At 68.2% G+C, this 15,809-nt stretch carries 14 protein-coding genes and 1 pseudogene; 10 read left to right on the top strand and 5 right to left on the bottom strand.

The window, feature by feature from the left end; all coding sequences use genetic code 11:
• Both GX543_RS01880 and GX543_RS01885 read right to left on the bottom strand, forming a co-directional pair.
• A pseudogene (locus GX543_RS01880) lies at positions 1–533 on the bottom strand (isocitrate lyase); the annotation flags it as partial.
• 361 nt (positions 534–894) lie between these two features.
• On the bottom strand, positions 895–1,689 hold the full coding sequence (locus GX543_RS01885; protein ID WP_290849432.1) for a hypothetical protein: 795 nt from the start codon (positions 1,687–1,689) through the stop codon (positions 895–897).
• Positions 1,690–1,726: 37 nt separating this feature from the next.
• Here GX543_RS01885 and ramB point away from each other — a divergent pair, with 37 nt between their 5' ends.
• From ramB to GX543_RS01915, 6 genes are all read left to right on the top strand, one after another.
• Positions 1,727–3,166 (top strand): acetate metabolism transcriptional regulator RamB, encoded by a 1,440-nt coding sequence (gene ramB / locus GX543_RS01890; RefSeq protein WP_290849433.1) that lies wholly within the window; start codon positions 1,727–1,729, stop codon positions 3,164–3,166.
• Positions 3,167–3,226: 60 nt separating this feature from the next.
• Positions 3,227–3,760, top strand: coding sequence for a carboxymuconolactone decarboxylase family protein (locus GX543_RS01895; RefSeq protein WP_290849434.1), 534 nt, complete (start codon positions 3,227–3,229; stop codon positions 3,758–3,760).
• 15 nt (positions 3,761–3,775) lie between these two features.
• Positions 3,776–4,417: a class I SAM-dependent methyltransferase gene (locus GX543_RS01900; RefSeq protein WP_290849435.1), complete on the top strand. Its 642-nt coding sequence runs from the start codon at positions 3,776–3,778 to the stop codon at positions 4,415–4,417.
• 93 nt (positions 4,418–4,510) lie between these two features.
• Positions 4,511–5,323: a methyltransferase domain-containing protein gene (locus GX543_RS01905; protein ID WP_290849436.1), complete on the top strand. Its 813-nt coding sequence runs from the start codon at positions 4,511–4,513 to the stop codon at positions 5,321–5,323.
• Positions 5,310–5,654, top strand: a complete 345-nt coding sequence (locus tag GX543_RS01910; RefSeq protein WP_290849437.1) for a cupin domain-containing protein — start codon at positions 5,310–5,312, stop codon at positions 5,652–5,654. Before GX543_RS01905 ends, GX543_RS01910 begins: the two co-directional genes overlap by 14 nt.
• 37 nt (positions 5,655–5,691) lie before the next feature.
• Positions 5,692–6,339 carry a hypothetical protein gene (locus tag GX543_RS01915; protein WP_290849438.1) on the top strand — a complete coding sequence of 216 codons (648 nt, stop codon included), beginning with the start codon at positions 5,692–5,694 and terminating at the stop codon, positions 6,337–6,339.
• Positions 6,340–6,373: 34 nt separating this feature from the next.
• Here the strand turns inward: GX543_RS01915 and GX543_RS01920 are convergent, their stop codons facing one another.
• From GX543_RS01920 to lpdA, 3 genes are all read right to left on the bottom strand, one after another.
• Positions 6,374–7,609, bottom strand: a complete 1,236-nt coding sequence (locus tag GX543_RS01920; protein ID WP_290849439.1) for an amidohydrolase family protein — start codon at positions 7,607–7,609, stop codon at positions 6,374–6,376.
• Between the two features lie 132 nt (positions 7,610–7,741).
• The gene (locus GX543_RS01925; protein WP_290849458.1) at positions 7,742–8,596 is read right to left on the bottom strand and encodes a 3-methyladenine DNA glycosylase; all 855 of its coding nucleotides are present in this window, start codon (positions 8,594–8,596) and stop codon (positions 7,742–7,744) included.
• A gap of 142 nt (positions 8,597–8,738) precedes the next feature.
• Positions 8,739–10,124, bottom strand: a complete 1,386-nt coding sequence (gene lpdA / locus GX543_RS01930; RefSeq protein ID WP_290849440.1) for a dihydrolipoyl dehydrogenase — start codon at positions 10,122–10,124, stop codon at positions 8,739–8,741.
• 115 nt (positions 10,125–10,239) lie between these two features.
• Between lpdA and GX543_RS01935 the strand changes: the two genes are divergently transcribed.
• From GX543_RS01935 to GX543_RS01950, 4 genes are all read left to right on the top strand, one after another.
• Positions 10,240–10,821, top strand: coding sequence for a TetR/AcrR family transcriptional regulator (locus GX543_RS01935; RefSeq protein ID WP_290849441.1), 582 nt, complete (start codon positions 10,240–10,242; stop codon positions 10,819–10,821).
• Complete coding sequence (locus tag GX543_RS01940; RefSeq protein WP_290849442.1) at positions 10,818–12,062, top strand: NADH:flavin oxidoreductase; 1,245 nt, start codon at positions 10,818–10,820, stop codon at positions 12,060–12,062. Before GX543_RS01935 ends, GX543_RS01940 begins: the two co-directional genes overlap by 4 nt.
• Positions 12,063–12,365: 303 nt before the next feature.
• Positions 12,366–13,727 (top strand): MFS transporter, encoded by a 1,362-nt coding sequence (locus GX543_RS01945; RefSeq protein WP_290849443.1) that lies wholly within the window; start codon positions 12,366–12,368, stop codon positions 13,725–13,727.
• 34 nt (positions 13,728–13,761) lie between these two features.
• The gene (locus tag GX543_RS01950; RefSeq protein WP_290849444.1) at positions 13,762–15,798 is read left to right on the top strand and encodes a prolyl oligopeptidase family serine peptidase; all 2,037 of its coding nucleotides are present in this window, start codon (positions 13,762–13,764) and stop codon (positions 15,796–15,798) included.
• Positions 15,799–15,809: the final 11 nt, after the last annotated feature.

A 15,809-nucleotide genomic window follows, 5' to 3' on the forward strand; every position in this document is an offset into this window, starting at 1 on the left:
ACGCCTGCGGCGATCATGGCCTTCTGGAGCTCGTAGACGTTCAGGGCGCCACCGAAGCCGGCCTCACCCTCGGCGACGATCGGCACGACCCAGTTGTCGACCGACTTGTCACCCTCGACGCGGGCGATCTCGTCGGCGCGCAGCAGAGCGTTGTTGATGCGGCGGACGACCTGCGGGACCGAGTTGGCCGGGTACAGCGACTGGTCCGGGTAGGTGTGGCCCGAGAGGTTCGCGTCACCGGCGACCTGCCAGCCCGAGAGGTAGATGGCCTTGAGGCCGGCACGCACCTGCTGCACGGCCATGTTGCCGGTCAGTGCGCCCAGAGCGTTGATGTAGCTGTCGTCGCCCTTGCTGACGGCGTCCCACAGGATCTCGGCGCCACGACGAGCGAGGGTCTGCTCCTCGACGACGGTGCCCTGGAGGTCAGCCACCTGCTGAGCGGTGTAGTCGCGAGTGATGCCCTTCCAGCGCGGGTTGGTGTCCCAATCCTGCTGGATTTCTGCTGCGGTACGGGCCTGTCCGACGTTGGTCATTAGCCTTCGCTTTCGTTAGAACTGCTCGATCTCAGTGCTTTGAGATTTTGACGTGACGATCGGTCTTGCGAACCGGTTGACACCTTGAGGCGTTGCCTGAAACCAGGCTGCCATACGACAAACGCCCAGGTCCAGCCCTTGACCCCTGTAAATGCCAGCCAGGTTACCGGCGAGTTTTGCAAATCTTGCAAAGTTGAAGGTTTCCAGCCTTCGACCCTCGTCGCTAAAAAGTACGCGCGTACTGGGAAAACATCGAGCGGGCCCGCGAAGCACCGCGCGGCAGGGGCGATGACCACCCCGTGCCGCACGAATTCTGAAAGTGCCCTATTTCACACGTTCGAACGATGCCGAACGCGTGCGATCACTGCGCCGCGCGGGCCACCGCGGACCGCACGAGCCCGATGAACTCGTCGTCCGACACGGGTGCGGCCACCAACGGTGTGCCGGGCGCAACGGCAGCCCGATCGGCTTCACTGATCTCCCGTTCCAGGGTCGACAACCCCACCTGCAGCGTCACCACCTCGCCGTTCGCGGCCCGGACGAGCACGTTGGCCATCAACCCGGCGCGGGCGCGGACCGCGCCGCTCGGCAAGGTCGTCACCGAGTCACTGCGGAGCAGGAACGCCTGGTCCACCGCGGGTCCGCTGACCGCGGGCAGTTCGACGCTCGTGGTCACGATCCGGGCGCCGGCGAGACTTCCGCGACTCGGCACCGCTGTGACCACGCGACACGGCCCGGTGGTCGCCCGCCGATCGGCGTCGACATTGCGCCGGACCGTCGACGCGAGTTCGCTGAAGGTGCCGTCGTCCGACCGGCCGACCAGCAGCGCGGTGTTCTCATCGGTGAGCTGCGGATTGAACTCCGCGTCGGCGGTGGGCCCGCACTGCTTCGGGTCGAAGGCCACGCTCTCGGCTTGCTCCAGGGTCGCCCGATTGGCGACGATCAGGTCGTTCACGTCCATCGGCACCGCCGCGAAACCCGGCGGGAGCTGATCGCCTGCCAACAGCAGATTGGGCAGCGAGATCGCCGACGCCCCGTCGTCGTCGCCGCAGGCGGCGGTCCCGAGCAACGCGGCCGCGACGGCGGCGAACACGACGACACGGGTCGCGGCGGCGCGCGAACCCGCGGAGGTACGAGAAACTGAAGATCGAAGCACACCGGCACGGTACCCGCCCCGGCGAGGAAGGATCGACATGAGCGTCCAGCGGCCCGAAGGTCAGAAGATGTTCGTCGGCGGCCGCCTCCGGGGGCTGCGCGCCGATCGCGGACTGTCGCAGCAGTCGCTCGCCGGCCTGCTCGGGATCTCGGCGTCGTACCTGAACCAGATCGAGCACGACAACCGCCCGCTCACCGGTTCGGTGCTCGCGAAGATCACCGAGGTGTTCGGCCTCGACATCGACTTCTTCGACCCGCAGGACGACGTCCGGCTGGTCGCGGAACTGCGCGAGGCGCTGCTCGACGAGGACCTCGACATCGGTCAGTCGGCCCGCGACAGCGTCGATCTCGCCGACTTCGTGTCCCAGCACCGGCCGATCGCCGAGGCGATGGCCGCCATTCACCGTCACTACCGCGTCGCCACCGAACGCCTCGCCGCCGTCACATCGGGGCGCGGCGACGCGGTGGCCCGCGGAACCATCACCGCGCCGCACGAGGAAGTGCGGAACTTCTTCTACCAGCGTCGCAACTACATCCACGAGCTCGACGAGGCCGCGGAGAACCTCACCGCGCACATGCGCATGCACTCGGCCGACCTCCGCGCGGGCCTGACGTCGAGGCTGGAGAATCGGCACGGCGTACGGATCGTGCGCCGTGTGGACCTCGGCGACAACGTGCTCCATCGCTTCGACCCGGCAGCCAAGGTGATGGAGTTCTCCGCGTCCCTCTCACCCGGTCAGCGCAGCATGAAGATCGCCGCCGAGATCGGCTTCTTGGAGCACGGCGACCTGATCGACGAACTGGTGGAGGCGGGCGGCTACACCACCGAGGACGCCGTCACGCTCGCCCGGCTGGGTCTGGCCAACTACTTCGCCGCGGCGGCGGTGCTCCCCTACAGCCAGTTCCACGGACTGGCCGAAGACTTCCGCTACGACATCGAGCGCCTGTCGGCGTTCTACGCGGTCTCCTACGAGACCGTCTGCCACCGGATGTCGACCCTGCAACGCCCGAGCATGCGCGGCGTCCCCTGGACCTTCGTCCGGGTCGACCGCGCGGGCAACATGTCCAAACGGCAGTCGGCCACCGGCTTCCACTTCTCGTCGTCGGGCGGCACCTGTCCGCTGTGGAACGTCTACGAGACCTTCGGCTCCCCCGGCAAGATCCTGACGCAGATCACCGAGATGCCCGACGGGCGCGAGTACTTCTGGATCTCCCGGACGGTGGAGCGACGTGCCGCCCGATTCGGGCAACCCGGCAAGACCTTCGCGATCGGCATGGGTTGCGAACTCCGCCATGCCGAACGCGTCATCTACTCCGACGGCCTGGAGCTCGGCGTGGATGCGCGCGCCACCCCGATCGGCGCCGGCTGCCGCGTGTGCGACCGGCAGAACTGTCCCCAGCGTGCGTTTCCGCCGCTCGGCGTCGCCCTCCACCTCGAGGAGCACCGCAGCACCATCTCGCCGTACACGACCCAATAACACCCGCGCGGGCACGCGCTGACCCGCGGCGCCGCCGGGCCGTTGGACTACGGTGTGGTGATGGACACACCCCGCGTCTCCCCCGGCACGTTCGGCGACCTCGGACCGATCAATTGGCTTGTGGTGCGGGCGATGTCGCTCGCCACCGGAACCGACGACGCGCACATCTTCGCCACCCTCGGCCGCAGCCGGGGACTCTTCCGCGGCTGGTTGCACTTCTCCTCGCGGATGATGCCGTTCGGCGAGTTGTCGCGCCGCGAGACGGAGATGATCATCATCCGCGTCGCCCACCTGCGGTCGTGCGACTACGAACTCGACCACCATCGGCGGCTCGGTGCACGCGCCGGCATCGACGCGTCGATGTTCCAGCGGATCATCGACGGCCCCGACGCGGGGTGGGGCGACCGCGAGCGCACCCTGCTGCTCGCCACCGACGAGCTCGTCGGCGATCGTGACATCGCCGATGCCACATGGGACGCGCTGCGCCGCCATCTCACCGAGCGCAAGGCCGTCGCCTTCACACTGCTGGTGGGCCAGTACGACATGCTCGCGACCACCATCTCGACCCTTCGCGTTCAGCGCGACGAGTTCTGACCGGACGGATCCCGCATGCCTTCGATCGCTCAGCGCCTGATGGGGAATCCGGCGTTCTCGCAGATCTACGAGCGCCTGTGGCGTCCGGTCTTCACCCGCGGCTTCAGCCTGGGCGGCTCGTCGACGGCCGACTACGACCGGGCCCTGCGCACCTACCTGGCCCGGCCGGGTGACCGCATGGTGCTCGACGTCGCGTGCGGCCCGGGCAATTACAGCCACGACGCCGCCCGAGGACTCTCCGGCGACGGCCAGTACGTCGGGATCGACTTCGCCGCGAGCATGGTGGCGCAGGCCCAGCGCTCACAACGCGGTGATCGTGTCACCTACCTGCGCGGCGACGCCCACCACCTGCCGTTCCCGGAGGCGACGTTCGACACCGTGGTCTGCCTCGCCGCGCTGTATCTGATTCCCGATCCCCTGCCGGTCCTCGACGAGATGGCCCGGGTGGTGCGACCCGGCGGCGAGATCATCATCTTCACGTCGGTGCGTGCGTCGGCGGCGGCCCTTCCCGGAGCCGAAGCCATCGCAGGCCTGTCCGGCCTGCGCATCTTCGGGCGTCGAGAACTGGTTGGACGCCTGGAATCGCTCGGCATGGAGCATGTGGAGCAGACCATCACCGGCGTCGGCCAGTACGTCCACGCGCGTCGTCCGCAGTGAATTAGACGCGGATTCGCAGCACCCCCTGGCACCCCGGAGGCAAGGCAGGCTAACCTAATTAACGGAACAACGTCCGTTAATTAGGAGCACCTCATGCCCGAACCCACCAGCAGCAGCCTTCCCCTCTCCGGTCGCAAAGACGAGGATCTGCCCGGCCACTGGCTGCTCGCCCGAATGGGCAAGCGCGTGCTGCGCCCCGGCGGCCAGGAGCTGACCGAGAAGCTGCTCGCCGACGCGAACCTCGCAGGCGCCGACGTCGTCGAACTGGCACCGGGCCTCGGCAAGACGGCCACCGACATCCTCGCGCTCTCTCCGCGCAGCTACGTGGGCGTCGAGGCGGACGCCCAAGCCGTCGCCCTCACCGAACAGGCCGTCGGCGACCGCGGCTCGGTGGTGCACGCCGATGCCGACGCCACCGGTCTCGACTCGGCCAGCGCGGACGCGGTGATCGGCGAGGCCATGCTGACCATGCAGAGCGAGCGCGGCAAGGGCGCGATCCTCGACGAGGCCTTCCGTGTGCTGCGTCCCGGCGGCCGCTACGCCGTCCACGAGCTGTCGTTGCACCCCGACACGCTCCCCGACGAGGCCAAGACCGAGATCCGCCAGGCACTCGCCCGATCCATCAAGGTCAACGCCCGCCCGCTCACCGAAGCGGAGTGGCGTGAGTTGTTCGAGACGGCGGGCTTCGAGGTGGAGCAGGTGCGCTTCGCGCCGATGGCGCTGCTGGAGCCCCGTCGCATGATCGCCGACGAGGGCCTCCTCGGGGTACTTAAGATCGTCTTCAACGTCGCCCGAAATCCCGCCGCCCGCAAGCGCATCCTCGCGATGCGCAGCGTCTTCACCAAGTACAGCGACGAGATGTCGGCTATTGAAGTGATCGTGAGGAAGCCCGATGTCGCAGCCTGAATCCAGCCCCGAGCCGTACACGTACCTGACGGAGCTCAACGCTCCGAACGAGGCCGACACCGGCCAGAAGCCCGCCATCAAGCGGATCAATAAGAGCGACAGCGAGACAGTCGTGCGGATGGCCTTCCGCGCCGGCCAGGTGATGGCTGAGCACATGGCCGCCCATCCGATCCTGGTCCTCGGCCAGGACGGCGCGATCGATTTCACCGTCGCAGGGACCACCGTTCGGCTGGAACCCGGCACGGCGATCCGCGTGGACGCGCGAACGCCGCACAGTCTGCGCGCCGAGACCGACGGAACTGTCACACTGGTCATCGTCCACGGAAAGTAGTTCGCCGAGCCGAATAGATCGTCAGGGAGGTCTCGCCATGCCGGTGCGGTCACGCGATCGGGCGCGAGCCCTCCTTGCCGACTCGGCTGAGGGTCTCGACGCCCATCAGGTCGCGGAGGCACTCGATGTGCACGTCACGACAGCCCGGTTTCATCTCAACAATTTGGTCGACGAGGGCGCCGCTATCAGCGAGACCCTGCGGCCGGACGGCGTCGGGCGGCCGCGCGTGCTGTACCGCCTCGTGCCAGCGCCGCCCTCCGACGAACTCCTGCACCTGCTGCTGCGGCAGCTCGGCGGCACCGAGGCCGAGCGCGAGCAGTTGGCATCGCTGGCGGGCCGGGCCTGGGCGCAGTCGCACGCCGGTCCCGCGGCGACCTTCGACGACGGATCCGTCCCCGACCCGGTCGTCGTCATCGAAACGCTGCTGACTCGCCTCGGGTTCCGCATCACCGATGTCGTCAGCGCGTTCGGTTCACATCGGGTGCTGCTGTGCTCGTGCCCGCTGCAGACCATCGCGGCGCGGAATCCGGAGATCGCGCACGGCGTGGTCCGCGGTGCCATCGCCTACGCTCTCGGGCAAGCCTCGCAGGCGCTCGACGGCGCCTACGCGATCGACGTGTCCCCCGACCCCGCGGGCGCCTGCGAACTGCGCCTCGCCCTCACTCCGGTGCGCGCCCGCGCCTGATCGCGGGCGAGCACCCGAGACAGTTCACGCCCGGTCAGACTGCGAAAGCACCGCGGTTGCTCTTGACCGCGCCCTCCTTGAGGACCAGCAGGATGTTCGCATTGTCGCCGACCAGGTCGGCGTCGGTGCTCGGGTCACCCTTGACGACCACCACGTCCGCCAGTTTGCCCGCCTCCAGCGTGCCGAGTTGGTCGCCGAGACCGCACAGTTCGGCCGAGACCTTGGTGCCCGCCGAAAGTGCCTGCAGCGGCGTCATGCCGCCGTACTTCGCCAGGAGTCCGACCTCCTGCAGGTTGGTGCCGTGGTCGGGGACCAGACCGGCGTCGGTGCCGACGGCGATCTTGATGCCCGCCTCCACCGAGGCGCGGATCGACGCTTGCGCGATCTCGTGCCACTTGCCGCTCTTGGCCGCGGCCTGCGGCGTCGCGGTGTCGGGGTGCAGCGTCTCGAGCAGGGTCGGGACCAGATACTGGCCGCGCTCGACCATCTCCTGGCGCAGCTCGTCGGTGAGTGCGTAGCCGTGCTCGATGCTGCGCACGCCGGCCTTGACCGCCGCGGTGATGCCCGCAAGTCCGATCGCATGCGCGGCCACCGGCCGACCGCCGTAGTTGTGGCCTTCCTCCACCAGCGCCTCGACGATCTCCTCTCGAGCACCCAACCAGTCGGGGTCGTCACTCGGCGAACTGACGCCACCGCTCGAGGCGACCTTGATCACGTCGACGCCGTCACGCAGCAGCGCCCGCACCTCGCTCCTCGCCTCGTCGACGCTGTCGACCAGCACGCCGCCGATCACGCCCGAACCGTCGAGGCCAGACGGGATGTGGAAGTCGGCATGCCCGCCGGTCTGGCTGAGCATCTTGTCGGCCACCAGCAGTCGGGGCCCTTCGATCAGACCGTGGGCCACCGCGTCGCGGACGCCGATGTCCACGCCCATCAGGTCACGCACCGTGGTCACGCCCGCTTCCAGCGTCACCTTCAGCCGATCGATGAGCTGGAAGTAGCGGTATGACGGGGGCACCATCGCCGCCATCACCGGCGACCCCTTGGTGCCGGGCAGCGACAGGTGTACGTGCACGTCGAAGAAGCCGGGGCAGACGGAGTTTCCTTCGAGGTCCACCGAGACGACGTCCTCGGCGTCGCTCGACGACGGTGCCCCCGCCGCCGGACCGGCGTATGTGATCCGCCCGTCGTCAATCAAGACCACGGCGTCGGCGATCGGCTCGCCGCCGTTTCCATCGATGAGTCGGGCGTTGTGCAAACGGGTTGTCATACCCGCGATTGTCTCCCCGGGCCTGCCTGTGTCACAGTGCCGTCTCGGCGATTCGACCGAATCCGGGACCAGCACGACTCAAGTCAGTGCAGTGACGCGAGTATGGGCCACAGACCGGTCTCGACACGACGATCAGAAGTCACGGTAGTCGCGCACCGACATCCGCGGCCCCCGCCGTTCCGGCATGCCGCCGCCGAGCTCGCACAGCCGGATCACGCGATAGCGCTGCCCGGCATAGGGTTCCAGCAGTTCGAGCATTCCGTCGTCGTCGACGGCCCGACCGATCATTGCAGTGCCGACCACCGCCGGCGTGTGGTAGTCGCCGATCGGGACCGCGTCGGGGTCGCCGAGTGCACGGATGCGGGTGTGCGCGGCCGTCCACGGGCCGACGCCTCGGAGCCGGGTGAGCCGATCGGCGCGGTTCTCGACGTCGACCGTGGCCGCGGCGCGGATCGTCCTGGCGCGCACCGCCTCCAAACCGCTGCGATGCCAGTCCGCCTCGGTGATCTCCCGCCACCGGGCCTGCGGGGGCGGGACTCGCATGTCGCCGGGGACGGGGCCCGGCGCACGGTCGCCGTACCGAGTCAGCAGATACCGCCACGCGCGATACGCCTCGGTGCCGACCACCTTCTGCTCCATCACCGCGGCGACCAGCGCCTCCCACACTCGATCGGTCCGGCCCAGCCGCAGGTGCGGCACCCGCGCGACGAGTCGTGCCACCGCGTCGTCGTGCACCACCAGCTCGGACGGGTCGTCGAACTCACCGACCAGATCGGGGGCGTGCTGAATCAGCCACGCAGCGCCGGCGCCCCACGCTCGGGCCGTCACGGTACCGCCGCTCGCCTGCGCCAGGGTCACCGTCCCGGGACCGTCCGGTGTGTGGACCGCGCGCCACACCGAACCGTCGGGCGCGACACGGTATGCCGGGTCGCCCGCACCGCGACGGTGGACCGACAGCATCGCCCGCAGCGGCACCGGGGCGGCCATCGTCCACCGCCGGCGGATCGGTTCGGATGGTCGTGTCACGGTTCCAGTCTGCGTCAGCCCTGCGACAGCAGCGCGAACGACTGCGGCCCGGGCTCCTCGACAAGACGAGGAACCCGGGCCGCGGAACGACGACGACGCCGACTCACATGTTGATCATGTGGCCGATCGCGCCGTGGAAGGTCTCCTGCAAGGCCTCGCTCATCGTCGGATGAGTGTGGACGTTGCGGGCCAGTTCCTTGGCGGTCAGGTCCCACTTCTGTGCCAGCGTGAGCTCCGGCAGCATCTCCGAGACGTTGTCGCCGACCAGGTGGCCGCCGAGGAGTTCGTCGGTCTCGGAGTTGGTGATGAGCTTGACGAAGCCCGCGGTGGCGCCGAGGCCCATGGCCTTGCCGTTCGCAGTGAACGGGAACTTCGACACCGTGACCGGGTAGCCCTCGTTATTGGCCTGCTCCTCGGTGAGGCCGAACGACGCGACCTGCGGCTGGCAGAAGGTGGCGCGCGGCATCATCCGGTAGTCACCCAGCAGCATGGTCTCGGCGCCCGCCATGGTCTCGGCGGCGACGACGCCCTGCGCCTCGGCGACGTGCGCCAGCTGCAGCTTGGCCGTGACGTCGCCGATCGCGTAGATGCCGGGGACGTTGGTGCGCATGTTGTCGTCGATCGCAATGGCGCCGCGATCGGTGAGTTCGACGCCGGTGGTCTCCAGTCCGTAGCCCTCGACGCGGGGCGCGAAGCCGACCGACATGAGGACCTTGTCGACGGTGACGCTGCCGTCGGCGCCCTTGGCGTCCTTGTAGCTGACGGTGACGTTGTCGCCGTTGTCGGTGATGGTCTGCACACCGGTTCCGGTCATCACCTTGACGCCGAGCTTCTTGTACGCCTTCGCGATCTCCTTGGAGACGTCAGCGTCCTCGTTCGGCAGGACGCGCGGCATGAACTCGATGATGGTGACGTCGACGCCGTAGTTGGCGAGAACGTAGCCGAACTCCATGCCGATGGCGCCTGCGCCCACGATGACGATCGACTCGGGGAGTTCGCGGGTGAGAATCTGCGTCTCGTAGGTGACGACGTTGTCGCTGAGCTCAACGCCCGGCAGCAGGCGGACGGTGGATCCGGTGTCGATGATGACGTTGTCGAAGGTGATCTCGCGGTCGCCGACGACGATAGTCTTGGCATCGCGGAAGACGCCGTACCCGTCGATCTCGGTGATCTTGTTCTTCTTCATCAAGAAGTGGACACCCTTGACGATGCCGTCGGAGACCTTGCGGCTGCGATCGAACGCGGCGCCGAAGTCGAAGCTCACGTCGCCGCTCATCCCGAAGGTCGCAGCTTCGTGATTGAAGACATGGGCCAACTCCGCGTTGCGCAACAGGGCCTTCGACGGGATGCAGCCGACGTTGAGACAGACACCTCCCCACCACTTCTCTTCGATGACGGCGGTCTTCATGCCCAGCTGGGCGGACCGGATCGCGGCCACGTACCCGCCGGGACCGGCTCCAAGGACAACTGTTTGAAAATGTTCAGCCACGTCGTTCAGGGTACTTCGCCCGTGTGCCGCACGCAGCCGTCCCGTCCGGGTCACGTGCTTCATCACATTTCAATCAGTGATTGAAACATCGATTGATTCGTGGTGGAATCAGGTGATGACCGAACAGACGCGCGCCGGGAGCACCCGGACCCGACTCCTGGACGCCGCCGAGGAACTCCTCGCGACCGTCCCTTACCGGTCGCTCTCCGTCCGCGCCGTGTGCGCCGCCGCCGGAACCAACCCGGCGTCGGTCCACTACCACTTCGGCTCCAAGGAGGCGCTCGTCTCCGCGCTGCTGCAGGACCGCTTCGAAACCGTCTGGGCCGATCCGCTGGACGCCCTCGAAGCGCACCCGCGCACCGTGGCCGACATCGTCGCCGCGATCCTCGACCCGCTCGTCGCCCTGCACGCCGACCCGACCACCGCCCCGACCGTTCGCGTCCTGGCCGAGTTCGTCATCGGCAGCCCCGGAGCCCGCTGGAGCAGTCGGTGGTTCCGCCTGGCCCAGTGGACCGACCTGCTGATCGACACGGTCGACGGCCTCGACATCGGCACCGCGCAACACCGCTGGCGGTACGCGTTCACCGTGCTCATGACCGAGCTCGCACAGCCCCGCGAACTCACCCCGGAAAGCGTCGCAGCCCTCCGCGACTTCCTCACCGCCGGCCTCGCCGGCCCGTCGAAAGGTCTCCGATGACCAATTCGCCCGCAACTCCCGTCGACCCGTTCGGGCCGGCCGAACTCGGTCCCCTGAAACTGCGGAACCGCATCATCAAGTGCGCCACGTTCGAAGGCATGACCCCGGACGCCGTGGTGACCGACGAGCTCATCGAGTTCCACCGCGAGGTGGCCGCGGGCGGCGCCGCGATGTCGACCGTCGCGTACTGCGCCATCGCCCCCGAGGGCCGCACCGACCGCCACCAGATCTGGATGCGCCCCGAGGCGGTCGCCGGTCTGCAGCGACTCACGGACGCGATTCATAGCGAGGGCGCCCTGGCCGCCGCACAGCTCGGCCACGCCGGTGCGGTCGCGAACTCCAAATCGAACCGACTCCCCGCCCTCGGCCCCGGCCGCATCCCCGCACCGATGGGAATGTCGTTCACCAAGAAGGTGGCGCGAGAGGACATCCCCGGACTGGTGGCCCAGTTCGCGACTGCCGCGCGACTCGCCGTCGACAGCGGCTTCGACGGCCTCGAGATCCACCTCGGCCACAACTACCTGCTCAGCTCCTTCTTGTCGCCGATGTTGAACCACCGCCGCGACGAGTACGGCGGCTCGGCCGTCAACCGCGCGCGCTTCGCCCGCGAAGTCCTGGAAGCGGTCCGCAACGAGGTAGGTGATGAGGCCGCGGTCTGGGCCAAGCTCAACATGTTCGACGGTGTCGGCAAGCCCGGTCGGGGCCGCGGCGGCAAACCGTGGAGCGGAACCAACCTCGACGACGCCGTGAAGTACGCCGAGCTCTTCGAGGCCGACGGCCACCTGGACGCCATCGAGCCCACCGCGGGCAGCTCCCTGTTGAACCCGATGTACCTGTTCCACGGCGACGTGCCGCTGCGGGAGTTCGCCGACGCGATGGCCGAGCCGATCAGGACCGGCATGAAGGTCGGCGGCCGGTTCTTCCTCAAGCGCTACCCGTACCACGACACCTACCTGCTGCCGCTGGCGCGCGAGCTCCGTCAGGCGATCTCGATGCCGATGATCCTGCTCGGCGGCGTCACCGACCGCGCCTCGATGCAGACCGCGATGGACGAGGGCTTCGACTTCGTCGCCATGGGTCGCGGGCTGCTTCGCGAGCCCGATCTCCCCCTGCTGATCCAGGCCGACCCGAATGCCAAGAGCAAGTGCGTCCATTGCAACCTGTGCATGCCGACCATTTACTCCCAGACCCGCTGCCCCATCCGGACCGGCGAGGTCCCCGACCCGCTCGACGCGATCTGAGACCCTGCCGACCGAAGCAGACAAGTGCTGATCACAGCCTCGCTACCAGCGCTTTTGCCGCGGTAGTCGCCTTTACCCCGAATGAACGGTCCCGCGCGCGGCGCGGGACCGTTCTTTCGTCTCCACCGCGGACACGTGATAGGCATGTAGTTCATTCGAACTACATGCGGGCGACCGTCGAGAGGACGTCGCGACCGAGGGGGAAGTGGTAACCGGCAGCGGCGTCGCCGTCCGCTCGACACAGCTGCCCTTTGACACAGTTCGCACGGCCCGAGAAAACGACTATCGATCTTCGGAGGTCCGATGACTGACTCAGCTGTCGCTTCGGACGCACCGTCGACCCGCACCCTTCGGAAGGCGATCGCCGCGTCGGCGATCGGCAACGCCACCGAGTGGTACGACTACGGCGTCTACGCTGCGACCACCACCTATCTCACCCAGGCCTTCTTCCCCGGCCACCTCGGCACCGTCGGCACCATGCTCGGTTTCGCCGTTTCGTTCCTGCTCCGCCCGCTCGGCGGGTTCGTCTGGGGCCCGATCGGCGATCGGCTGGGCCGCAAGTACGTGCTCGCCCTCACCATCCTGCTCATCTCCATCGCCACCGCACTGATCGGCGTACTGCCGACCCACGCGTCGATCGGCGTGTGGGCACCGATCCTGCTGATCGCCCTCCGCGTGGTCCAGGGCTTCTCCACCGGCGGCGAGTACGGCGGTGCCGCGACCTTCATGGCCGAGTACGCACCGGACAAGAAGCGGGGCCGCTACGGCAGTTTCCTCGAGTTCGGGACGATGGCGGGTTTCGCCTCCGGCACCGCGATCGTGCTGCTGTTGACGCTCGGCCTGTCCGAGTCCCAGATGCAGGAGTGGGGCTGGCGCCTTCCATTCCTGCTGGCTCTGCCGCTCGGCATCGCGGGACTCTATCTGCGATCGCAGCTCGACGATCCGCCGCTGTTCACCGACATCGAGGACGAGGTCGACGACCCCGGCGGCATCACCGGCCAGCTCCGGCAGACCCTCGCTCAGTACTGGCGACCGATCCTGATCATGTTCGGCATGGTCGTGGCACTCAACGTCGCGAACTACACCCTGCTGGCGTATCAACCGGAGTACCTCAAGAGCGCCATCGGCCTCAGCGAGACCAGCGCGTCGGTCGTGGTCCTGATCGGCCAGGTGGTCATGATGGCGTTGATCCCGCTGTTCGGCATGTGGTCGGACAAGACCGGACGCAAGCCGATGTGGCGAGCATCGCTGATCGGGTTGTTCGTCTTCGCCGTCCCGATGTACTGGCTGATGGGACAGAGCATCGCCTGGGCCATCGTCGGCTTCGTGGTCCTGGGTGTGCTCTACATCCCCCAGTTGGCCACCATCTCCGCGACCTTCCCGGCGATGTTCCCGACCCAGGTCCGGTATGCGGGCTTCGCGATCTCGTACAACGTCTCGACCGCCGCGTTCGGCGGCACCGCACCGCTGGTCAACGACGCCGTGGTGGCCAACACCGGGTGGTCGCTGTTCCCGGCCGTCTACCTGATGGGTGCCTGCGTGATCGGCGGCATCGCCCTCAGCTTCCTGAAGGAGACCGCGGGGCTGTCCATTGCCGGCACCGACACCCCGGGAGCAGGTCCGGAGGCTGAGCCCACGACGAGCCGTCCGCGCGTCGACGCCTGATCACGGCGGACTTCGACGTCGGTAAGTTGGAGACGTGACCAACGAAGATCCGTACCTCTGGCTCGAAGACGTGACCGGCGACGACGCCCTCGAGTGGGTGCGCGAGCACAACGCCCCGACCGTCGACGAACTCACCGGCTCCGAGCGATTCACCGAACTCGACGCCGACGCGCTCGAGATCCTCGACACCGACGATCGCATTCCCTACGTGCGTCGGCGCGGCGACTTCCTCTACAACTTCTGGCGCGACGCCGCGCACCCGCGCGGCCTGTGGCGGCGCACCACGCTCGACAGCTATCGGACCGAGGCACCCGACTGGGACGTCCTGATCGACGTCGACGCCCTCGCCGAGACCGAAGACGAGAACTGGGTGTGGGCCGGCGCGGCGATGAACCGGCCCGACTACGACCGCGCCCTGATCTCGCTCTCGCGCGGCGGCGCCGACGCGGCCGTGGTTCGTGAATTCGACCTCCCGACCCGCACCTGGGTGCCCGACGGCTTCGAACTGCCGGAGGCGAAGTCGTCGGTCGGTTGGATCGACCGCGACACGGTGTACGTCGGCACTGATTTCGCCGCCACGCCCGACGGTCTGCCCGCACTGACCTCCTCCGGGTACCCGCGCACCGTCCGCCGCTGGTCGCGCGGCACCTCCGTCGACGACGCTCCCACGGTGTTCGCCGGTGAGGTCTCCGACGTCGCGGCGGGCGCGGTGTACGACCCGACGCCGGGCTACGAGCGCCACTTCGTCTCCCGCTCGACGGACTTCTACAACGCGATCGACTACGAGGTCCGGGGCGACGACCTGATTCGGATCGACGTCCCGACCGACGCCCACTACTCGATTCGCCACGACTGGCTGCTGGTCCTGACCCGGTCGCCGTGGACCGTCGACGGCGACGATCACCCGGCGGGCACCCTCCTGGTCTTCGACTACGCCGCCTACCTCGAGGGCGGCCGCACCCACGACGTCCTGTTCGCCCCCGACCCGCACACCAGCCTGCAGGACTTCTCGTTCACCCGGTCGCATCTGGTGCTGGTGACGCTGCACGACGTCGCGACCCGCGTGGAATTCCGCCGGGTCGGGACCTGGGAGCCCGCCGAGGTCGCCGGACTCCCCGAATTGGCGACCGTCGGCGTCCTCGACACCGACCCCGACCACAGCGACGAGATCTGGCTCTCGGCCAGCAGCTTCACGGTGGCGCCGAGCCTGCTGCACGGCAGCACCGCCGACTCGGTGTCGATCATCAAGACCACCCCCGCGGCGTACGACTCGTCCGAGGTGTCCGCGCAGCAGTTCTTCGCCACCTCCGACGACGGCACGCAGGTCCCCTACTTCGTGATCAAGCGCGACGACGTGACCTCCGGCCCCACCCTGCAGTACGGGTACGGCGGCTTCGAGAACTCGATGACCCCGACCTATCTCGGCATCGGCGGCCGGAGCTGGATCGCCCGCGGCGGCATCTACGTGATGACCAACATCCGCGGCGGCGGGGAGTACGGGCCCGCCTGGCACACCCAGGCGCAGAAGGCCGGGCGACACCTGGTGTACGAGGACTTCGCGGCTGTCGCGCGCGACCTGGTGGTCCGCGGGTTCACCACCGCCCGACAACTGGCCGCGCAGGGCGGCTCCAACGGCGGCCTGCTGATGGGAGTCATGGCCACCAGCTACCCGGAGTTGTTCGGCGCCCTGGTGTGCCAGGTCCCGCTGCTCGACATGAAGCGCTACCACCTGCTGCTGGCCGGAGCCTCCTGGATGGCCGAGTACGGCGACCCGGACGACCCCGCGGAATGGGAGTTCATCTCCCGGTACTCGCCCTACCAGCGACTCCGTGCAGGCCTCGCGATGCCGCAGTTCCTCATGACGACGTCGACGCGCGATGATCGCGTCCACCCCGGACACGCTCGCAAGTTCGTGGCTCGGATGGAGGAACTCGGCTATCCGGTCCGCTACTACGAGAACATCGAGGGCGGACACGGCGGCGCGGCAGACAACCGCCAGAGCGCGTTCAAGTCGGCGCTGGCCTACGAGTTCCTGTGGCGGACCGTCGGCGAGGCCGAGCCCGCCGACTGACGCGCGGGTCA

Source organism: Gordonia sp. (in: high G+C Gram-positive bacteria), assembly GCF_012515855.1.
In the GTDB taxonomy this organism is placed as follows: Bacteria; Actinomycetota; Actinomycetes; order Mycobacteriales; family Mycobacteriaceae; genus Gordonia.